Source organism: Citrobacter werkmanii (assembly GCF_008693645.1).
Taxonomy (GTDB): Bacteria; Pseudomonadota; Gammaproteobacteria; order Enterobacterales; family Enterobacteriaceae; genus Citrobacter; species Citrobacter werkmanii.
This window is the reverse complement of record NZ_CP044101.1, coordinates 4,788,590-4,808,245: the sequence shown is the minus strand read 5'-3', so window position 1 is coordinate 4,808,245 and position 19,656 is coordinate 4,788,590. Positions and strand designations below refer to the sequence as shown.

The following is a 19,656-nucleotide window of genomic DNA, read 5'->3' as shown; positions in this document are numbered from 1 at the left end:
AGCAGCATGTCCAAATCACAAAAGATGAGATCAGTGTACCGAAATAATTCGCCCGGATGCTTTCTCTTTTTTATGCGATTAACCAGGTTAATAGTTTTGCGACAACGGTAATGACAGTTTGAAACATTAGAGATTGAAAAACAGGCAGGATAATACCCTGGAATGCAGCATTTTATTCCGCTCTTTGTACCGTTATTTTATGCTGACAAACGTGCTTTTTTTTGTTTATCTATAGTGAAAAGCAGAATATTATCTTTTCTTAATCGACTGAAATATAGAGATTTTAGTCTGATTTTGCTTAAAAAACTGCGCTAACCCATTAATGAGACTGGTAAAAATAGTGCAGTTCAAAAAAAGCACAGTCTGCTTTTTAACCACATAAATACAAAATATTAATTACGTCACGAATGGGGATTCAGTTAATGAAACGGAATGCGAAAACAATCATCGCAGGGGTGATAGCACTGGCAATGTCGCATGCTGTCATGGCAGAAGATATCAAGGTGGCTGTTGTCGGGGCGATGTCGGGTCCGGTCGCGCAGTGGGGTGATATGGAATTTAATGGCGCACGTCAGGCCATTAAAGATATCAATGCCAAAGGCGGGATCAAAGGCGACAAGCTGGTGGCCGTGGAATATGACGATGCTTGCGATCCAAAACAGGCCGTTGCCGTAGCAAACAAAATCGTCAACGACGGTATTCAGTATGTTATTGGCCACCTGTGCTCATCTTCGACTCAGCCAGCGTCAGACATCTATGAAGACGAAGGGATCCTGATGATTTCCCCGGGCGCCACTAACCCGGAACTGACACAGCGCGGTTACGCACACATTATGCGTACTGCGGGTCTGGACTCCTCTCAGGGACCAACCGCCGCGAAATACATTCTGGAGAAGGTGAAGCCGCAGCGCATCGCCATCATCCATGATAAACAGCAATACGGCGAAGGCCTGGCGCGTTCGGTACAGGACAGCCTGAAAGCGGGCAAAGCCAACATCGTCTTCTTTGATGGCATCACCGCCGGGGAAAAAGATTTCTCTGCGCTGATTGCCCGTCTGAAGAAAGAAAATATCGACTTCGTCTATTACGGCGGCTACTACCCGGAAATGGGGCAAATGCTGCGCCAGGCGCGATCCGTTGGCCTGAAAACGCAGTTTATGGGGCCAGAGGGTGTGGGTAATGCCTCTCTGTCTAACATCGCCGGTGATGCCGCAGAAGGCATGCTGGTGACGATGCCAAAACGCTATGACCAGGATCCGGCGAATAAAGCGATTGTCGATGCGCTCAAAGCTGACAAGAAAGATCCAAGTGGACCATACGTGTGGATCACTTATGCAGCCGTCCAGTCACTGGCGAGCGCAATGGATCGCAGCGGAAGCAAAGAGCCGCTGGATCTGGTGAAAGATCTGAAAGCACACGGGGCTGATACCGTGATTGGGCCGCTGAAATGGGACGAAAAAGGCGATTTGAAGGGATTTGAGTTTGGTGTCTTTCAGTGGCACGCAGATGGTTCATCAACCGTCGCGAAGTAATACCTGAAGACGAGTTATCCCACCGCCCGTGCAAAACGGGCGGGTTAAGAAAGGTTACCTTATGTCCGAGCAGTTCCTCTATTTCTTGCAGCAGATGTTTAACGGCGTCACGCTGGGAAGCACCTACGCGCTGATCGCCATCGGTTATACGATGGTGTACGGCATTATTGGCATGATCAACTTCGCCCATGGTGAGGTGTATATGATCGGCAGCTATGTCTCCTTTATGATCATCGCTGCGCTAATGATGATGGGGATTGATTCCAGTTGGCTACTGGTCGCGGCGGGTTTCGTCGGCGCGATTGTGATTGCCAGCGCCTACGGCTGGAGTATTGAACGGGTGGCGTATCGGCCCGTGCGCAGCTCCAAGCGCCTGATCGCGCTAATTTCCGCTATCGGGATGTCCATCTTCCTGCAAAACTACGTCAGCCTGACGGAAGGTTCGCGCGACGTGGCGCTGCCCAGCCTGTTTAACGGCCAGTGGACTGTCGGCAGTAGTGATAACTTCTCTGCATCTATCACCACTATGCAGTTGGTTATCTGGATTGTAACCTTCCTCGCGATGCTGGCACTGACGCTGTTTATCCGCTATTCGCGTATGGGACGTGCCTGCCGCGCCTGTGCGGAAGATCTGAAAATGGCCAGCCTGCTCGGCATTAACACCGACCGCGTGATTGCGCTGACCTTTGTGATCGGTGCGGCAATGGCGGCGGTTGCGGGCGTGCTGCTCGGTCAGTTCTATGGCGTAATTAACCCTTACATCGGCTTTATGGCCGGGATGAAAGCCTTTACCGCGGCGGTACTGGGCGGCATTGGCAGCATTCCTGGCGCGATGATTGGCGGCCTGATTTTGGGCGTTGCCGAAGCGCTTTCCTCTGCTTATCTGAGTACGGAATACAAAGACGTGGTGTCGTTCGCGTTGCTGATTCTGGTACTGCTGGTGATGCCGACCGGTATTCTGGGTCGTCCGGAGGTAGAGAAAGTATGAAACCGATGCATTTTGCAATGGCGCTGCTCTCTGCCGCCATGTTCTTCATCCTGGCGGGCGTCTTCATGGGCGTCCAGTTAGAGCTGGACGGCACCAAACTGGTGGTGGACACCGCTGCGGATATCCGCTGGCAGTGGGTGTTTATCGGCACTGGCGTCGTGTTTCTTTTCCAACTGTTGCGTCCGGCGTTCCAGAAAGGTCTGAAGAGCGTCTCCGGGCCGAAGTTTATTCTGCCAGCGATTGACGGCTCCACCGTTAAACAGAAACTGTTTCTGGTGGCGCTGCTGGCGATTGCCGTGGCATGGCCGTTTATGGTCTCGCGCGGCACGGTCGATATCGCCACGCTGACGATGATTTATATCATCCTCGGCCTCGGCTTAAACGTGGTGGTGGGGCTTTCCGGTCTGCTGGTGCTGGGCTACGGCGGCTTCTATGCCATCGGCGCTTATACCTTTGCGCTGCTGAACCACTATTACGGCCTCGGTTTCTGGACCTGTCTGCCGCTGGCGGGGCTGGTTTCTGCCGCTGCGGGGTTCCTGCTCGGCTTCCCGGTCCTGCGTCTGCGCGGTGATTATCTGGCGATTGTGACCTTAGGCTTCGGCGAAATCGTCCGTATCCTGCTGCTCAACAACACCGAAATCACCGGCGGCCCGAACGGTATTAGCCAGATCCCGAAACCCACCTTTTTCGGTCTTGAGTTCAGCCGCAGCGCGCGTGAAGGCGGCTGGGATACCTTCAGCAACTTCTTTAACGTGAAGTATGACCCGTCCGATCGCGTGATTTTCCTCTATCTGGTGGCGCTGCTGCTGGTGGTGTTCTCGCTGTTTGTCATCAACCGTCTGCTGCGCATGCCGCTGGGACGTGCGTGGGAAGCGCTGCGTGAAGATGAAATCGCCTGCCGTTCGCTGGGCTTAAATCCTACACGCATCAAGCTGACCGCCTTTACCATCAGCGCCGCGTTCGCGGGTTTTGCCGGCACGCTGTTTGCCGCGCGGCAGGGTTTTGTCAGCCCGGAATCGTTCACCTTTGCCGAGTCGGCCTTTGTGTTGGCGATTGTGGTACTGGGTGGAATGGGCTCGCAGTTTGCGGTCATTCTCGCAGCTATCCTGCTGGTGGTGTCACGCGAACTGATGCGTGATTTCAATGAATACAGCATGTTAATGCTGGGTGGTTTGATGGTACTGATGATGATCTGGCGTCCGCAGGGCTTGTTACCGATGACCCGTCCGCAGTTGAAGCTGAAAAACGGGGAAGCAAAAGGAGAGCAGGCATGAGTCAGCCATTATTATCCGTTAACGGCCTGATGATGCGCTTCGGCGGTCTGCTGGCGGTGAACAACGTTGAGCTGGAACTGAGACCGCAGGAAATCGTCTCGTTAATCGGGCCGAACGGCGCGGGAAAAACCACGGTCTTTAACTGCCTGACCGGTTTTTATAAACCGACGGGTGGGACGATTAAGCTGCGTGACCAGCATCTGGAAGGGCTGCCGGGTCAGCAAATTGCGCGTATGGGCGTGGTGCGTACTTTCCAGCACGTACGCCTGTTTCGCGAAATGACGGTGATTGAAAACTTGCTGGTGGCGCAACATCAGCAATTGAAAACCGGTGTCTTTTCCGGTCTGTTAAAAACGCCGTCGTTCCGTCGCGCGCAAAGTGAAGCCCTGGATCGCGCTGCTACCTGGCTTGCGCGTATTGGTTTGCTGGAGCATGCCAACCGCCAGGCCAGTAACCTCGCCTACGGTGACCAGCGTCGTCTGGAGATCGCCCGCTGCATGGTGACGCAACCGGAGATCCTGATGCTTGACGAGCCTGCCGCTGGCCTCAACCCGAAAGAGACCAAAGAGCTGGACGAGCTGATTGCCGAGCTGCGCAACCATCACAACACCACCATTCTGTTGATTGAGCACGATATGAAACTGGTGATGGGCATTTCCGACCGTATTTACGTGGTGAACCAGGGCACGCCGCTGGCGAACGGGACGCCGGAACAGATTCGTAATAACCCGGACGTGATCCGCGCCTATTTAGGTGAAGCATAATGGGGGCGAGGCATAATATGGATAAGGCGATGTTATCGTTCGATAAAGTCAGCGCCCACTACGGCAAAATTCAGGCGCTGCACGAGGTGAGCCTGTATATCAATCAGGGTGAAATCGTAACGCTTATCGGTGCCAACGGCGCGGGGAAAACCACCCTGCTCGGTACGTTATGCGGCGACCCACGCGCGACCAGCGGACGCATTGTCTTTGATGGTAAAGACATTACCGACTGGCAAACGGCTAAAATCATGCGTGAAGCGGTGGCGATCGTCCCGGAAGGGCGTCGTGTGTTTTCGCGCATGACGGTGGAAGAGAACCTGGCGATGGGCGGTTTCTTTGCCGAGAAGGACCAGTTTCAGGAACGTATCAAATGGGTGTATGACCTGTTTCCGCGCCTGCATGAGCGTCGCATTCAGCGTGCGGGCACCATGTCCGGCGGTGAACAGCAGATGCTGGCGATAGGTCGTGCGCTGATGAGCCAGCCCCGGCTATTGTTGCTTGATGAGCCGTCGCTGGGTCTGGCGCCGATTATCATCCAGCAGATCTTTAATACTATCGAGCAGTTGCGCGAGCAGGGGATGACCATCTTCCTCGTCGAGCAGAACGCCAACCAGGCGCTGAAACTCGCCGACCGCGGCTACGTGCTGGAAAACGGTCATGTGGTACTGGAAGACACCGGCGATGCGCTACTGGCGAATGAAGCGGTGCGTAGCGCTTATCTGGGCGGTTAAGATTTCTCTTAAGAGCTAAGGGGCCTGATGGCCCCTTTTTATCGCGTTATGTTATTATTGAGAATGGTTATCAATAATAACATGAACATGGAGAAAGGATGATACGTTCAGGTACCTGCATGATGATTGGAACTCTGTTATTGGCGTTTGCATCTGGTGTTCAGGCACTGGAACCGCAAACGTTCGACCCGCGCGATCCATCTATCTGGGAAGAGAAACCGGCCAACCCGTTGGCACAATCCAGCTCGCCCTGCGAAGTATTCACCAGCTCGGTATGCCCTGGCTGGGAAGATGAAAAATCAGATATCCAACGTGAACGTGAGCGGCGGGAACAGCAGCGTTTACAGAATGAATTTGAGCGACGCTGGCGTCGGGATTAACGTTACCGGAGTCAATGGGCAGCGTGTCAGGTAACGTCGCTAGCTAAATCTGCAGGTATTGCGAGCCTTGTCCCAGCAAGTATAGGTTATTTGCTGCATAATCAACGGCTTGATGTATATCTTGAGTCAATGGTAATTGAATGAATGATTTACCGCGTCAAACTGACGTGCTGCCCATGCCCGCAATAGACGGTGTCACGGTCTCTTTTAATGGACTGCACTATCTGCGCCCCGAGCTACTTCTGGATTTCGTGAGTATCAGTAGCGCGCCGTTGCTTGCCGTTACGCCTGTTGCATTGCTGTACTCTTCTGTTGGTGTGCTGCAGCAGGTCGACTTACGCAAGCTGCCGGTTGAAGTCGTTGGCCGTGTGGTTTATCCCATCACTTCGCTGAAGCTTCCTGCGTTACGAGGAAAGCTCATCATTAACGCCCAGTCGCGACGGCTCAAGTTTCTGGAAAGTCTGGTGGCGATATCGCCGGAAGATAATATCCACGGTATGCAGGTCCTGGGTCTGGCGCTGGAGTTTACGTTCGCACAGCCTGAGTGATCTCATCTGTACGGCAAATCTTTTTATGGGCCGGGTAAGGCACCTCCCCGGCTTTGTTGTGCTCCACCCCGCATTTTCCTGTCACTCCGCTTTCACCGCCTTGCCATCTGTTTGTCGCCTTACTATCTTTTTTTTGTAATAAAAAAGTTATTTTTCTGTCATTCGAGCATGTCATGTTACCCCCGCGAGCATAAAACGCGTGATATCGCGCATCCGGCACAACAAGAGAGATAACCGATGATATCGTTACGACATACAGCTTTAGGACTGGCACTTAGCCTGGCATTTGCAGGTCAGGCGCTGGCAGTCACCACCATCCCGTTCTGGCACTCAATGGAAGGCGAACTGGGTAAAGAAGTTGATTCACTGGCGCAACGTTTTAATGCCGCCAATCCCGACTACAAAATTGTTCCACAGTATAAAGGCAACTATGAGCAAAGCCTGAGCGCAGGTATTGCCGCCTTCCGTACCGGAAACGCGCCTGCGCTGCTGCAGGTTTATGAAGTGGGGACGGCAACGATGATGGCCTCGAAAGCCATTAAACCGGTCTATGAAGTATTCAAAGAGGCCGGTATTAACTTTGATGAATCTCAGTTCGTGCCGACGGTTTCCGGTTATTACACTGACTCGAAAAGCGGACATTTACTCTCCCAGCCGTTTAACAGCTCCACGCCGGTGCTGTATTACAACAAAGATGCCTTCAAAAAAGCCGGTTTAGATCCTGAGCAGCCGCCAAAAACCTGGCAGGATCTGGCGGAATACACCGCGAAGCTGAAAGCCGCAGGTATGAAGTGTGGCTATGCCAGCGGTTGGCAGGGCTGGATCCAGATTGAAAACTTCAGCGCCTGGAACGGTCTGCCGGTCGCCACCAAAAACAACGGTTTTGACGGTACTGATGCGGTGCTGGAGTTCAATAAACCGGAGCAGGTGAAACACATTGCACTACTGGAAGAGCTGAATAAAAAGGGCGACTTCAGCTACTTTGGACGTAAAGATGAATCCACCGAGAAGTTCTACAACGGGGATTGCGCCATTACTACCGCTTCTTCAGGTTCTCTGGCCGACATCCGTCACTACGCCAAATTCAACTATGGCGTCGGCATGATGCCGTACGATGCCGATGTGAAGGGCGCACCGCAGAACGCGATTATCGGTGGAGCCAGTCTGTGGGTGATGCAGGGTAAAGACAAAGCCACCTACGAAGGTGTGGCGCAATTCCTTAATTTCCTCGCAAAACCAGAGATTGCTGCCGAATGGCATCAGAAGACCGGCTATCTGCCGATCACCACCGCCGCGTACGATCTGACTCGCGAGCAGGGCTTCTATGATAAGAACCCCGGGGCCGATATCGCCACCCGTCAGATGCTGAACAAACCGCCGTTGCCGTTCACTAAAGGGCTGCGTCTGGGCAACATGCCGCAGATCCGTACCATCGTGGATGAAGAGCTGGAAAGCGTGTGGACTGGAAAGAAAACCCCACAGCAGGCGTTGGATGCCGCGGTTGAGCGTGGCAATCAGTTACTGCGCCGCTTTGAGCAATCGACCAAATCTTAAGTGTATAAGTGCCTGATGGCGCTGCGCTTATCAGGCCTACAGCGTTTGTAGGCCGGATAAGGTGCTTGCACCGCCATCCGGCACCTTCCAGGAAAAAAACCTTCATGTCCTCATCCCGTCCGGTGTTCCGCTCGCGCTGGCTCCCCTATTTACTGGTGGCCCCGCAGTTGGTTATCACCGTTATTTTCTTTATCTGGCCCGCCGGTGAAGCGCTGTGGTACTCGCTACAAAGCGTTGATCCTTTTGGCCTTTCCAGCCAGTTTGTCGGACTGGAAAACTTTGTCGCGCTGTTCCATGACCCGTACTACCTTGATTCGTTCTGGACGACGATAAAGTTCAGTACGCTGGTTACGGTAAGCGGCCTGCTGGTGTCGCTGTTTTTTGCTGCGCTGGTGAATTATGTCGTGCGCGGTAGCCGTTTTTACCAGACGTTGATGCTGTTGCCCTACGCCGTTGCGCCCGCCGTTGCCGCCGTACTGTGGATCTTCCTGTTTAACCCGGGTCGCGGGCTGATCACCCATTTGCTCGCTGAGTTTGGCTATGACTGGAATCACGCGCAAAACAGCGGTCAGGCCATGTTTCTGGTGGTGTTCGCGTCGGTCTGGAAGCAGATTAGTTACAACTTCCTGTTCTTCTTTGCCGCACTGCAATCTATTCCCCGGTCGCTGATCGAAGCCGCCGCGATTGATGGCGCAGGACCGGTTCGCCGCTTCTTTAAATTAGCGCTGCCGCTGATTGCGCCGGTCAGTTTCTTTTTGCTGGTGGTGAATCTGGTGTATGCCTTCTTTGACACCTTCCCGGTGATCGACGCCGCCACGGCAGGTGGGCCGGTACAGGCGACCACGACGTTGATTTATAAGATCTATCGTGAAGGCTTTGTCGGCCTGGATCTCTCTGCGTCAGCCGCGCAGTCGGTGGTGCTGATGTTCCTGGTCATTATTTTGACGGTGGTGCAGTTCCGCTATGTGGAAAGTAAGGTGCGTTACCAATGATTGAGAACCGTCGTGGGCTGACAATATTCAGCCATACCATGCTAATGCTGGGAATCATGGTGATCCTGTTCCCGTTGTACGTCGCGTTTGTCGCGGCGACGCTGGACAACAAAGCGGTATTTGAAACGCCGATGACGCTGATTCCCGGCACGCAGTTGCTGGAAAACATGAAATACATCTGGGTCAACGGCGTGGGCGTCAACAGCGCGCCGTTCTGGCTGATGATGCTCAACAGTTTCATCATGGCGTTCAGTATTACGGTGGGGAAAATCACCGTATCTATGCTCTCCGCATTCGCCATCGTCTGGTTTCGCTTTCCGCTGCGCAATCTGTTCTTCTGGATGATTTTTATCACCCTGATGCTGCCGGTTGAGGTGCGTATTTTCCCGACGGTAGAAGTGATCGCCAACCTGAAAATGCTCGACAGCTACGCGGGCCTGACGCTGCCGCTGATGGCGTCGGCTACCGCGACCTTCCTGTTCCGTCAGTTCTTTATGACCCTGCCGGATGAGCTGGTTGAAGCGGCGCGTATTGACGGCGCGTCACCGATGCGCTTTTTCCGCGATATCGTGCTACCGCTGTCAAAAACCAATCTGGCGGCGCTGTTCGTGATCACCTTTATTTACGGCTGGAACCAGTATTTGTGGCCGTTGTTAATTATTACCGATGTCAACCTGGGCACTGCGGTAGCGGGCATCAAAGGCATGATCGCCACCGGCGAAGGTACCACCCAATGGAATCAGGTGATGGCAGCCATGCTGCTGACGCTCATCCCTCCGGTAATTATCGTGTTAGCCATGCAGCGTGCCTTTGTGCGTGGCCTGGTCGATAGTGAGAAATAAAAATGGCTGGTTTAAAACTACAGGCAGTAACCAAAAGCTGGGATGGCAAAACCCAGGTGATTAAACCGCTGACGCTGGACGTTGCGGACGGGGAGTTTATCGTGATGGTCGGGCCATCCGGCTGCGGCAAGTCTACGCTGCTGCGGATGGTGGCCGGGCTGGAGCGGGTCAGCGGCGGCGATATCTGGATCGATAATAAGCGCGTCACCGAGATGGAGCCGAAAGATCGCGGCATTGCGATGGTGTTCCAGAACTATGCCCTCTACCCGCATATGAGCGTAGAAGAAAACATGGCATGGGGGCTGAAGATCCGTGGAATGGGTAAGGAGCATATTGCCGAGCGGGTGAAAGAGGCGGCACGTATTCTCGAACTGGGTGAACTGCTCAAACGTCGCCCACGCGAACTTTCCGGCGGCCAGCGTCAGCGCGTGGCGATGGGACGGGCGATTGTTCGCGATCCGGCGGTATTCCTGTTCGATGAGCCGCTTTCTAACCTCGATGCCAAGCTGCGCGTCCAGATGCGTCTGGAGTTACAACATCTGCATCGCCGACTGAAAACCACCTCGCTGTATGTGACGCACGATCAGGTTGAAGCGATGACCCTTGCCCAGCGGGTGATGGTGATGAACAAAGGCATTGCCGAGCAGATCGGTACGCCGGTTGAAGTGTACGAGAAACCTGCCAGCCGCTTTGTGGCGAGCTTTATCGGCAGCCCGGCGATGAACCTGCTGGATGGGCGTATTAGCGCTTCGGGTACGCATTTTGAACTGGATGACGGCATGGCTTTGCCCATCGCCAGGAGCGTCCGGGAGTGTATTGGGCGTAACATGACGCTGGGTATCCGCCCGGAGCATATTGCGTTAAGCTCGCAGGCCGATGGCGGTGTGCCGTTGGTTGTCGACACGCTGGAAATGCTGGGTGCGGATAACCTCGCGCACGGGCGCTGGGGCGAGCAAAAGCTGGTGGTGCGACTGGCGCATCAGCATCGCCCGACGGCAGGCAGCACGCTGTGGCTGCATCTGCCAGAAAATCATTTGCATCTTTTTGATGGCGAAACAGGACAACGCGTATGAGTAACTGGCCTTATCCCCACATTGTCGCCCATCGCGGCGGCGGTAAGCTGGCTCCGGAAAACACCCTGGCGGCGATCGACGTGGGGGCGCGATACGGGCATACCATGATTGAGTTTGACGCTAAGTTGTCGAAAGACGGCGAGATCTTTTTGCTGCACGACGACAATCTCGAACGGACCAGTAACGGCTGGGGCGTGGCGGGTGAACTGAACTGGCAGGATCTATTACGCGTGGACGCAGGCGGTTGGTTTAGCGGCGAGTTTAAAGGCGAACCGCTGCCGCTGCTCTCGCAAGTGGCCGCGCGCTGCCGTCAGCACGGCATGATGGCGAATATTGAAATTAAACCCACTACCGGCACCGGAACGTTAACCGGCAAAGTCGTGGCGCTGGCCGCGCGTGAACTGTGGGCGGGAATGACGCCGCCGCTGTTGTCGTCTTTTGAAATTGACGCGCTTGAAGCGGCGCAGCAGGCGGTTCCAGAACTGCCGCGCGGTTTACTGCTTGATGAATGGCGTGACGACTGGCGCGAACTCACTACCCGGCTCGGCTGCGTCTCGATTCATCTTAATCATAAGCTGCTGGATGAAGCGCGCGTGGATGCGTTGCGCGACGCGGGGCTACGTATTTTGGTTTATACCGTCAACCGACCCCAGCGCGCGGCAGAGCTGCTGCGCTGGGGAGTGGACTGCATCTGTACCGATGCTATTGATACGATAGGACCGGATTTTCAACCCTATTAAGGCCCAATCGTTTTTAACGGAACGTTAGGCTGCGGCGTGCTGGAGGGCTTCAGCATGTCGCCGTTCTTTTTCTCCGACAGCATATGTTGCTGTTTATTCAGCGAACTGTCCGGGTTGCGGGTTCCGTTCAACATGCCACCGTTGCTGTTGGGCAGCATCTGCTGTTGACCCGAATTCAACTCTCCAGGCTGGGACTGAAGGACTCGCTGGGAATTGGTGTTGATTTGGTTTTCCATATGCTGTTGCTGCATGCGGGTTTGCGTTTGCAACTGCTGGTTGAGCATCCCTTTTTGCTGAATTTGCTGCGTTTGCATTTGGGTTTGCATACGCTGCTGGCTCGGGATCTGGTAACCCGGTTGATTCGGGTTATTCATGGTGTTGATGGGCTGTGCAAAGCCTGCAAACGGCAATAGCATGGCTAAAAGTAAGAATCGTTTCATCGCTTTTCTCCTCTCGGGGATCGCTTAAGTTTACTCCTTTCTCGCCGTTACGATGATTATTTCAGAGTTATGCACCAGGCTTAGTGGGGGCCGACCCCATACATCTGGAGAATAACGATGATAAAACCGACGTTTTTACGCCGGGTAGCCATTGCTGCTCTGCTCTCAGGAAGTTGTTTTAGCGTTGCTGCCGCGCCGGCAGCGCCACCGCCGGTATCCTACGGTGTCGAGGAAGATGTGTTCCATCCCGTGCGTGCGCAGCAGGGAATGGTGGCCTCGGTGGATGCGTTAGCCACCCAGGTCGGGGTGGATATCCTCAAACAGGGGGGCAATGCCGTTGATGCCGCCGTCGCCGTTGGTTACGCGCTGGCGGTGACGCATCCTCAGGCGGGGAACCTGGGCGGCGGTGGTTTTATGCTGCTGCGCACCAAAGACGGTAACACTACGGCGATTGATTTTCGTGAAATGGCGCCTGCTGCCGCGACCCGTGATATGTTCCTCGACGATCAGGGTAACGCCGATGCGAAAAAGTCGCTGACGTCGCATCTGGCATCCGGTACGCCGGGTACCGTGGCGGGTTTCTCGCTGGCGCTGGAGAAATACGGCACGATGCCGCTGAATAAAGTAGTGCGTCCGGCGATGAAGCTGGCGGAAGAGGGTTTTGTGGTTAACGATGCGCTGGCCGACGACTTAAAAACTTACGGCAGCGAAGTGATCCCTAATCATGAGAACAGCAAAGCCATTTTCTGGAAAGACGGCGAGCCGCTGAAGAAGGGCGATAAGCTGGTCCAGAAGGATCTGGCGAAAAGCCTGGAAATGATTGCCGAAAACGGCCCGGATGCGTTTTATAAAGGGGCGATTGCCGACCAGATTGCCGGCGAAATGCAGAAGAACGGCGGTCTGATGACCAAAGAGGATTTAGCCAGCTATAAAGCCGTTGAGCGTACGCCAATCAGTGGTGACTATCGCGGATATCAGGTCTTCTCCATGCCGCCGCCATCCTCGGGCGGTATTCACATCGTGCAAATTCTCAATATTCTTGAAAACTTCGACATGAAGAAGTACGGCTTTGGCAGCGCCGATGCCATGCAAATCATGGCGGAAGCGGAAAAATACGCCTATGCCGACCGTTCAGAGTATCTGGGTGACCCGGACTTTGTGAAAGTGCCGTGGCAGGCGCTGACCAACAAAGCCTATGCGAAAACGCTGGCCGATCAAATTGATATCAACAAGGCCAAACCTTCCAGCCAGATAAAACCGGGCAAGCTCGCCCCGTATGAAAGCAACCAGACCACCCACTTCTCGGTGGTGGATAAAGACGGCAATGCCGTGGCGGTGACCTATACCTTGAATACAACCTTCGGCACCGGGATTGTGGCGGGTAATACCGGTATTCTGCTCAATAATGAAATGGACGATTTCTCTGCCAAGCCGGGCGTGCCGAACGTATACGGACTGGTGGGCGGCGATGCCAACGCGGTCGGGCCGAAGAAGCGTCCGCTGTCGTCGATGTCGCCGACTATCGTGGTAAAAGACGGGAAAACCTGGCTGGTGACCGGCAGCCCTGGCGGGAGTCGAATCATCACTACTGTGCTGCAAATGGTAGTGAACAGCATTGATTTCGGAATGAACGTCGCCGAAGCGACCAACGCGCCGCGCTTCCATCATCAGTGGTTGCCGGATGAGCTTCGCGTCGAGAAGGGCTTCAGCCCGGACACGCTCAAGTTGCTGGAGCAAAAAGGACAGAAAGTGGCGCTGAAAGAGGCGATGGGCAGCACGCAAAGTATTATGGTTGGGCCGGATGGCGCCCTGTATGGCGCGTCCGACCCGCGTTCCGTGGATGATTTAACGGCGGGATACTGATTTTTACTACCAGGCCCGGTGTCAGGCACCGGGCTATTTGCAGATTATGCCGTGAGTAATCGAGCTGGATTATCAACACAGAGCTTACGAAGAGTATTGTTGTCTACTCCACGTGCAGCCAGATAGGCGAGGAAAACATTCGGGACAAATCCCCAACCATTCCCCCCATTTTTTGCCCACATCTGTTTGAGAAAAACATCATGGCTTAAAACGATTTGGTCGGCGTAACCTAACTCAATCAGGTGTGCTACCGCATCAGCTGTCTCCTGAACGCCCGGCGCGACACCTTCTTTTGGGAAGGTAATGTCCAGACCAATCATGTCAAATTCAAGCCATACGCCGCGGTCGAGCATTTTACGTTGATAGACGACATCTTTTCCTGAAGGGTCCGAATGCGCCAGCGAGACTTTTGCCGGAGAGACGTTCATTTCTTCCAGCACAATATCCAGCACCTCATCCCCCAGTCGCAGCCACCCCGGCATATGGATATTCATCGCCGTGTGGGGGTTGTTACATTGTGCCAGAGACGCTGCTCGCAGGCTGTTACGCTCCGCTTGGGTAAAAGCAGGTGATACGCCGATTTCACCGATCATGCCAGCACGAATATCCGTCTCGCCAATACCCTGATTCAGTTCTTTATCAATGAGTGAGGCTAACAGCTCGACAGGTTTATGGATCCGGGTGCTTTCAAATTTCTCCAGATAAGGCCCCGATGACGCAACGATATTCAAACCCGTTTTTAAGGCAACTTCTCGTAGCGCTGAGGCGTCCCGCCCAATGGATTCTGATCCCGTGGCGTCGACAATCGTCCTGCCGCCCAGGGACATAAAGTTATTGATTTCAAAAATAACATCATCAATCTCTTTTCGGTCCATGTTATCGGCGCAGCAGTAGGGGTCGTGTTTCAGCCCCCACTGCAGGTCAGCACTGACTTTCTTTCCCACCAGTTGCTGTGAAAAAGCATAATGTGGCTCGTCAACGACCGATGACAGATCGTTAAACAGATGTTCATGCGGTAGCGTCAGACCCATATCAGTATTCGCCACCGGGCCAGTTACGGTTTGCAGGAAACCTTTCATCCTGACACCTCCATTTTTTGCGCCATTTTGGATGCTCTGTATTCAGGTATGGTGGTAACAATCGCACCGACTAACGCGAACAGCGTACCGATGATGGTGACCAGGTAGACCGTATTGCCTAATGAAGGGATCAATTCATCAATTAGCACAGAGCCAAGCAGTTGGCCCGCTGTTGACGCTACGCCCAGCATCAATAGCCCTAAGCCTCTCACCAGAATCGCCATCAGCCCGATGGACAGCAGACCCAGAGGACCACCGAGATACATCCACCATGTATCGGGTAACTGGACGGTGACATGGCCTAATGCGATACGGATCGCCAGCGCCGCGCCCAGGACACAAAAGCCGACAATGAAGTTCCATGTAATGGACACCAGCATGGAGCCTGTTGCCTCGGCGACCTTAGCATTCCCCGCAGGCTGCCAGCCAGCGAGTAACCCTGCCAAAAAGGGAAGGATAGCGAGCAGGATAAACGAGGTGGAGTGCCACTGTGGCGACACGACAAAAACTGTGGCGATAACTGCGAACAATGCGCCAGTAATGCGCCATGGCGTAAAATATTTCTTCTCATCCACACCGACGCCAAAACGGTCGCACAGCAGGCCGGAAAGGAGCAGGGCGGAAATTAATGCCGTTTGAAAGGTGGCAACGCCCAGCGCGCTGGCGGATGCGCCTTCAGAAAATACGACCATCGCCCCGCATAATCCTGCAAACCAATTCCATAGCGGGATTTTTCTCTTTTTAATCAGAGTGGGTATTGAGGCGAATTGCTGGCGTGTTTCTTTGCGCGCAATAATAATAAAAAACATGACGACCAGACCGCTGGCAAACGAGATTACTGCACAAGCATTACCGTCTTGTAACCAGTGTCCTAACTGTCCATTAACGGCAGACTGCATCGGGGAAAGCATACCGGCTAAGATGGTGGCAAGCATCAGTAAGGGGGTTGAGTACTTATTCTTGTTCATACATCAATCCTTATATTTTATAAAAGGAGTAACTTTCGTTACTCCATTGTTTTTTATTTTCTGGCGATGAATTGAAGCGTGTTGACCCACAGGTCGGTATAAAATGGCCATGACATAAACTGCTGGGTTCCCCAGTGTGGGGAGCAGTCACTCATAAAGCAGGCGGTTTTACCCTGTTGGTATTCACCGAACACTAACAATGGGTCATTATTTATTGTTAAGACAACATCGGCATCGTCTCTGGCGACGACCTGGTTATATCCCAGAAATACCGGATAATCTGAGAATCCGTTAACAACAGGATGTTCAGGTGAGGCAGCCTCAGCATAGATACCCTCTGGCTTTTCTACCCGGTCATCGCCATCAAGCATAATAACTGGCAGAACCTCAGCAAGAACGGTGTTCTTATAATTGGCTTTTGCCTCAATACCCATAAATGACAGATAGCCGCCAATCATGAGTAGTCCACCGCCATTTTTGACGTACTCTTTAATTGATTCCAGGGCATTTGGCTTTATTTTTAGCTGATAAAATGTCTCATTTTGCAACAGGAAGGTATTGCTACCAATGTCGCTAATAACAATAACATCGTAACGGTTTAACTCATCAATGTTCTCTGGAAATGCAATTTGTACCGTGTGGGCAGGCATGTAATCAATTTCAACGCCGCCTTTCCTCAAGCATTCCAGTAACCATGTAGCGCCTTCTTCATATTTACTGGAAGTGAAGCTGTCATAACCTTTTGAATGAATCATGTGAATATGCCAGGATTCTCCAATAAAGAGCACATTTAGTTTTTTCTGCGTATTGTTCATAGTCTGCCCCTTGATTTAGTGAGTAGAGATAGTTTGTTTGTAATGTGAACCCTGAATGCGATGAAGAACGGATTCGTTTTCCGGCATATCAGACGCATTCGGCGTTTCAACCGCAAGCGAGGCAAATGCGCTGGCGTAGCACAATGCGGATGCCAGTGATTTTCCTTTAGCCAGGCCAGAGGCGAGAGCACCATTGAAAGCGTCGCCAGCGCCAGCGGTGTTTTTTACTACTGCCGGAAATGCCGGGGAATAGATGAATTGTGTTCCGTCATAAGCGAGAGAACCTTTGCTACCTAACGTAATAATGGTATTTTTGACGCCTTTCTGATGAATAATTTTGGCTGCGCATTTGGCTGATTCGATATCATTAACCGCCATATTGGCCAGCAGGCCCGCTTCCGTTTCATTCGGCGTAATATAGTCAATGTTATCAATGATGGTGTTAACCATGTCATTGTATGGCGCTGGATTGATAATGACTGGTATGTCATTTTTTTGTGCGAGACGAATTGTTTGCTGCAGTGCTTCGTAATTCGTCTCCAGTTGTACAAGAACAATATCTGAATGAACAATGGCTTCTTTCTGAATGGTGATTTCATCAGGGGAAATTGTCATGTTGGCGCCAGGGTAGATAGCGATGACATTATCTCCGGTATCTCCATTCACCATGATGGTTGCTGTACCTGTTTGTGTTTCTTTGGTCTGGTAGATAACACTTTTATGGATTTTTGATGAGTTTATAAAATTAATGGCGTAATCACTAAAATGGTCTGAACCTACTTTAGTAATAAAATGCACATCAGAATCGGCATAGCTCGCGGCTAATGCCTGATTACATCCCTTACCGCCGGGTGAAAAAATAAATTTATCGGCAAGCAATGATTCTCCCGTTGAGGGTAATCTCGGTAGATAACTGATAATATCAACATTGAACGAGCCAATAACACATACATTATTTTTCATGGCAGAGAGACCTTTTTTTATTTTCTGTGCTGATTCATATTTTTCCAGCACATAAGCAATTTCATTTTTTGCGACGTTATCAAGAGAATCAAGGGTAATAAATGCACCACCATGACAGCGAGTAAGATATCCCTGTCCGGCAAGTTCATTGAGATCTGAACGAATAGTTTCCTTTGTTACCTTGAGACATTTCGCCAGATTTGAAACTTTTACAGCTCCCGAAATACTGAGTTCTTTCAATATTCTATGATGGCGTTCAAATTTCATTTTTTACCTCACCGTGGTTAAGTTAGTCCCAGGGGAAGTATATTGTTGTGATTGTCACCATAAAGTGACGGCAGAAACCAAAAAAAAACAAAAATGTAATATTAATTTTATTAAGGTTACGAAAAATAGAGATGAAGATAAAAAGTGAATAGCCATATAATTCAGAGGGTTGTTGGGCCTGAGCATGACGGCGGTGAGAAGATGGGCAGCAATCAATAACTTTATTTCAGGACAGGGTGGCGCTTCCGTTTCTGGATTTAACGGCGGGAAATTAAGAATAACGGCCTACAGTATTCTGAATGATGTAGGCCAGGTGGAGTGGTTATGGCACATATCCCTGAAGTGATTCAGACCAGTGGAATATTTGGCTGCTTTTATCCTGCAGGTTAACGCGTTCTAAATCATAAAATCCGTGCGTCTTTGCCGAGCGCATTTTGAGAATGTACTTACTTTCGTCGATGTCATGCTGCCTTGTGCCATCTTTATTCCAGTCTCCAGCGATGTCCGTATATTGATAAACAAGGTCAGAAAATATGTTGATTATCCTGTTGTCTTTGATCGCATAGAGTTCCAGTACTTCATAAAATGCGCCACCGCCGGAATACGCATCAGAGTATCCACCCCGCACCCCGAATGCCAGTGTATCGGGTGCTATCCGGTACGGTGCCAGATCCAGTTTTGTATAATAAGCCAGCGGTCTGGCGGACTCATCATCGCTCTCTTTTTCGGCGGCTTTATTCCACCCCGAGAGTTGGTTTAACGGTTTTTCCGAACGAGCAATCGGTGTTAGCCGTTGGTTCTGCCAGGAAAAAACGCCGAGATATAATTTATTAGCGCGTCCGTTGCTGTAGTTTTCCGGGCAGTTGTTATCTGCGTATTTCTTTGCCTGCCCGGCATCGGCCTGATTGTCAGCGAAACAGGCGACGCCAATATATTTGCCGTCTTTGCCCCAGGCTTTGGCACCCGTGAGGATCAGGTTGCCAGGATCTTCATTCGGCGCAACCCAGGCAATCCACTGGTTCTCAGATAATCCCTGTGGAAGCTCGCCAAATCCTTTCGCTGGTGTTGCTCCCGCCATTTGCTCAGCGAAAATTTGTTTACCTTCAGGATGTTGGATTGCACTGGGTACGGAATCGAGATTTTGTACGGTAGTGGCAAAAGCAGGGGAGAGCGAGGCCAGCAAAACCAGGAGAAGGTACTTTTTCACTATTGCGTCCTTTCAATAAGCAAGGCGAAAAATTCGCCCTGAGATTTATTTCACGCGCGCCATAAAGTAGGCATCAACATACTCACCGTTGCGCAGGCCGTATCTCTTACCGGTGCCTTCGATTTCAAAGCCGTACTTCTTATAGACCGCCACGGCGGGCTCATTATCAACAAATACCGTTAGCTCAATGCGGTCAACGCGCAGCCAGTTGTCGCACATGTCGATCATGGTGCGGATCAGCGCGCTGGCGACGCCGCGGTTTTGCCAACGAGCGTCAACGCAAATACCGAAATCAGCGACGTGGCTGCGGCGCGGGCGCTGGGCAACTGCAATGGAAAGATGTCCCACGACGATATCATCGATGCAGGCCACCAACTGTTTGATCCCCGGTTGATCGGCGAGTCGCGTTTGCCACATCTCCATGGAAGGATGAGGAACCTGTAGCGTGTTGTGGTACACCTCCGGCTGGGCGTGAATCTGACGAATGGCGTCGTAATCTTTCGGTTCAGCGTGGCGTATCACTATCTCACTCATTCCTTATCTCCTGCAGGGTTAATTGAGCATTTACACTCGCTGAGAAAGAAAATTCCGTCAACTGCATTTTTTTGCAAAAAGAAGTAGACAAGTGCGAATGAG

General features: G+C 52.1%; 20 protein-coding genes. 13 read left to right on the top strand and 7 right to left on the bottom strand.

The annotated features are described in order from the left end of the window. The first annotated feature begins 422 nt into the window (after positions 1 to 422). The 12 genes from livK to ugpQ all read left to right on the top strand — a co-directional run bounded on the left by livK (position 423) and on the right by ugpQ (position 11,418). A complete protein-coding gene (gene livK / locus FOB24_RS23685; RefSeq protein ID WP_085049032.1) occupies positions 423 to 1,532 on the top strand; it encodes a high-affinity branched-chain amino acid ABC transporter substrate-binding protein LivK in 1,110 nt (369 codons plus the stop codon). A 61-nt stretch (positions 1,533 to 1,593) separates the two neighbouring features. Beyond that, positions 1,594 to 2,520: a high-affinity branched-chain amino acid ABC transporter permease LivH gene (livH, locus tag FOB24_RS23680; RefSeq protein WP_003827575.1), complete on the top strand. Its 927-nt coding sequence runs from the start codon at positions 1,594 to 1,596 to the stop codon at positions 2,518 to 2,520. Beyond that, positions 2,517 to 3,794 carry a branched chain amino acid ABC transporter permease LivM gene (livM, locus tag FOB24_RS23675; protein WP_150345522.1) on the top strand — a complete coding sequence of 426 codons (1,278 nt, stop codon included), beginning with the start codon at positions 2,517 to 2,519 and terminating at the stop codon, positions 3,792 to 3,794. Before livH ends, livM begins: the two co-directional genes overlap by 4 nt. Then, positions 3,791 to 4,558 carry a high-affinity branched-chain amino acid ABC transporter ATP-binding protein LivG gene (gene livG / locus FOB24_RS23670; protein ID WP_003827578.1) on the top strand — a complete coding sequence of 256 codons (768 nt, stop codon included), beginning with the start codon at positions 3,791 to 3,793 and terminating at the stop codon, positions 4,556 to 4,558. Before livM ends, livG begins: the two co-directional genes overlap by 4 nt. Positions 4,559 to 4,575: 17 nt before the next feature. Beyond that, positions 4,576 to 5,289: a high-affinity branched-chain amino acid ABC transporter ATP-binding protein LivF gene (gene livF, locus FOB24_RS23665; protein WP_087856271.1), complete on the top strand. Its 714-nt coding sequence runs from the start codon at positions 4,576 to 4,578 to the stop codon at positions 5,287 to 5,289. A 98-nt stretch (positions 5,290 to 5,387) separates the two neighbouring features. After that, positions 5,388 to 5,669: a hypothetical protein gene (locus FOB24_RS23660; RefSeq protein WP_069323776.1), complete on the top strand. Its 282-nt coding sequence runs from the start codon at positions 5,388 to 5,390 to the stop codon at positions 5,667 to 5,669. A gap of 140 nt (positions 5,670 to 5,809) precedes the next feature. Beyond that, on the top strand, positions 5,810 to 6,217 hold the full coding sequence (locus tag FOB24_RS23655) for a hypothetical protein (protein WP_038634978.1): 408 nt from the start codon (positions 5,810 to 5,812) through the stop codon (positions 6,215 to 6,217). 237 nt (positions 6,218 to 6,454) lie between these two features. Continuing rightward, entirely contained in the window at positions 6,455 to 7,771 is a 1,317-nt protein-coding gene (ugpB, locus tag FOB24_RS23650; protein WP_016154831.1) for a sn-glycerol-3-phosphate ABC transporter substrate-binding protein UgpB, read from the top strand. Between the two features lie 104 nt (positions 7,772 to 7,875). Then, a complete protein-coding gene (gene ugpA, locus FOB24_RS23645; protein WP_085049029.1) occupies positions 7,876 to 8,763 on the top strand; it encodes a sn-glycerol-3-phosphate ABC transporter permease UgpA in 888 nt (295 codons plus the stop codon). Further along, positions 8,760 to 9,605 (top strand): sn-glycerol-3-phosphate ABC transporter permease UgpE, encoded by an 846-nt coding sequence (gene ugpE / locus FOB24_RS23640; RefSeq protein WP_006687455.1) that lies wholly within the window; start codon positions 8,760 to 8,762, stop codon positions 9,603 to 9,605. The genes ugpA and ugpE overlap by 4 nt, the downstream gene beginning before the upstream one ends. Before the next feature lie 2 nt (positions 9,606 to 9,607). Beyond that, entirely contained in the window at positions 9,608 to 10,678 is a 1,071-nt protein-coding gene (locus tag FOB24_RS23635) for a sn-glycerol-3-phosphate import ATP-binding protein UgpC (protein ID WP_069323779.1), read from the top strand. After that, complete coding sequence (ugpQ, locus tag FOB24_RS23630; RefSeq protein ID WP_087856273.1) at positions 10,675 to 11,418, top strand: glycerophosphodiester phosphodiesterase; 744 nt, start codon at positions 10,675 to 10,677, stop codon at positions 11,416 to 11,418. Before FOB24_RS23635 ends, ugpQ begins: the two co-directional genes overlap by 4 nt. On the opposite strand, the gene FOB24_RS23625 is transcribed toward ugpQ, so the two are convergent. Next, positions 11,415 to 11,858, bottom strand: coding sequence for a DUF2756 family protein (locus FOB24_RS23625; RefSeq protein WP_150345521.1), 444 nt, complete (start codon positions 11,856 to 11,858; stop codon positions 11,415 to 11,417). The genes ugpQ and FOB24_RS23625 overlap by 4 nt on opposite strands. Positions 11,859 to 11,975: 117 nt before the next feature. Between FOB24_RS23625 and ggt the strand changes: the two genes are divergently transcribed. Next, positions 11,976 to 13,721, top strand: coding sequence for a gamma-glutamyltransferase (gene ggt / locus FOB24_RS23620; RefSeq protein WP_190971850.1), 1,746 nt, complete (start codon positions 11,976 to 11,978; stop codon positions 13,719 to 13,721). 44 nt (positions 13,722 to 13,765) lie between these two features. Here the strand turns inward: ggt and FOB24_RS23615 are convergent, their stop codons facing one another. From FOB24_RS23615 to yhhY, 6 genes are all read right to left on the bottom strand, one after another. Beyond that, the gene (locus FOB24_RS23615) at positions 13,766 to 14,800 is read right to left on the bottom strand and encodes a phosphotriesterase family protein (RefSeq protein WP_150345520.1); all 1,035 of its coding nucleotides are present in this window, start codon (positions 14,798 to 14,800) and stop codon (positions 13,766 to 13,768) included. Continuing rightward, the gene (locus FOB24_RS23610; protein ID WP_069323783.1) at positions 14,797 to 15,768 is read right to left on the bottom strand and encodes a DMT family transporter; all 972 of its coding nucleotides are present in this window, start codon (positions 15,766 to 15,768) and stop codon (positions 14,797 to 14,799) included. Before FOB24_RS23610 ends, FOB24_RS23615 begins: the two co-directional genes overlap by 4 nt. A 53-nt stretch (positions 15,769 to 15,821) precedes the next feature. Further along, complete coding sequence (locus FOB24_RS23605; protein ID WP_085049026.1) at positions 15,822 to 16,583, bottom strand: glutamine amidotransferase; 762 nt, start codon at positions 16,581 to 16,583, stop codon at positions 15,822 to 15,824. 15 nt (positions 16,584 to 16,598) lie between these two features. Continuing rightward, complete coding sequence (locus FOB24_RS23600) at positions 16,599 to 17,813, bottom strand: PfkB family carbohydrate kinase (protein WP_069323785.1); 1,215 nt, start codon at positions 17,811 to 17,813, stop codon at positions 16,599 to 16,601. 322 nt (positions 17,814 to 18,135) lie between these two features. Beyond that, the gene (locus tag FOB24_RS23595) at positions 18,136 to 19,020 is read right to left on the bottom strand and encodes a hypothetical protein (protein WP_087856277.1); all 885 of its coding nucleotides are present in this window, start codon (positions 19,018 to 19,020) and stop codon (positions 18,136 to 18,138) included. 45 nt (positions 19,021 to 19,065) lie between these two features. Next, entirely contained in the window at positions 19,066 to 19,554 is a 489-nt protein-coding gene (gene yhhY, locus FOB24_RS23590; RefSeq protein WP_069323786.1) for an N-acetyltransferase, read from the bottom strand. Positions 19,555 to 19,656: the final 102 nt, after the last annotated feature.

Bases quoted from the DNA above. Each gene is read 5' to 3' on its own strand.
- livK (WP_085049032.1), top strand. From the start codon at position 423: ATGAAACGGAATGCGAAAACAATCATCGCAGGGGTGATAGCACTGGCA.
- livH (WP_003827575.1), top strand. From the start codon at position 1,594: ATGTCCGAGCAGTTCCTCTATTTCTTGCAGCAGATGTTTAACGGCGTC.
- livM (WP_150345522.1), top strand. From the start codon at position 2,517: ATGAAACCGATGCATTTTGCAATGGCGCTGCTCTCTGCCGCCATGTTC.
- livG (WP_003827578.1), top strand. From the start codon at position 3,791: ATGAGTCAGCCATTATTATCCGTTAACGGCCTGATGATGCGCTTCGGC.
- livF (WP_087856271.1), top strand. From the start codon at position 4,576: ATGGATAAGGCGATGTTATCGTTCGATAAAGTCAGCGCCCACTACGGC.
- FOB24_RS23660 (WP_069323776.1), top strand. From the start codon at position 5,388: ATGATACGTTCAGGTACCTGCATGATGATTGGAACTCTGTTATTGGCG.
- FOB24_RS23655 (WP_038634978.1), top strand. From the start codon at position 5,810: ATGAATGATTTACCGCGTCAAACTGACGTGCTGCCCATGCCCGCAATA.
- ugpB (WP_016154831.1), top strand. From the start codon at position 6,455: ATGATATCGTTACGACATACAGCTTTAGGACTGGCACTTAGCCTGGCA.
- ugpA (WP_085049029.1), top strand. From the start codon at position 7,876: ATGTCCTCATCCCGTCCGGTGTTCCGCTCGCGCTGGCTCCCCTATTTA.
- ugpE (WP_006687455.1), top strand. From the start codon at position 8,760: ATGATTGAGAACCGTCGTGGGCTGACAATATTCAGCCATACCATGCTA.
- FOB24_RS23635 (WP_069323779.1), top strand. From the start codon at position 9,608: ATGGCTGGTTTAAAACTACAGGCAGTAACCAAAAGCTGGGATGGCAAA.
- ugpQ (WP_087856273.1), top strand. From the start codon at position 10,675: ATGAGTAACTGGCCTTATCCCCACATTGTCGCCCATCGCGGCGGCGGT.
- FOB24_RS23625 (WP_150345521.1), bottom strand. From the start codon at position 11,858: ATGAAACGATTCTTACTTTTAGCCATGCTATTGCCGTTTGCAGGCTTT.
- ggt (WP_190971850.1), top strand. From the start codon at position 11,976: ATGATAAAACCGACGTTTTTACGCCGGGTAGCCATTGCTGCTCTGCTC.
- FOB24_RS23615 (WP_150345520.1), bottom strand. From the start codon at position 14,800: ATGAAAGGTTTCCTGCAAACCGTAACTGGCCCGGTGGCGAATACTGAT.
- FOB24_RS23610 (WP_069323783.1), bottom strand. From the start codon at position 15,768: ATGAACAAGAATAAGTACTCAACCCCCTTACTGATGCTTGCCACCATC.
- FOB24_RS23605 (WP_085049026.1), bottom strand. From the start codon at position 16,583: ATGAACAATACGCAGAAAAAACTAAATGTGCTCTTTATTGGAGAATCC.
- FOB24_RS23600 (WP_069323785.1), bottom strand. From the start codon at position 17,813: ATGAAATTTGAACGCCATCATAGAATATTGAAAGAACTCAGTATTTCG.
- yhhY (WP_069323786.1), bottom strand. From the start codon at position 19,554: ATGAGTGAGATAGTGATACGCCACGCTGAACCGAAAGATTACGACGCC.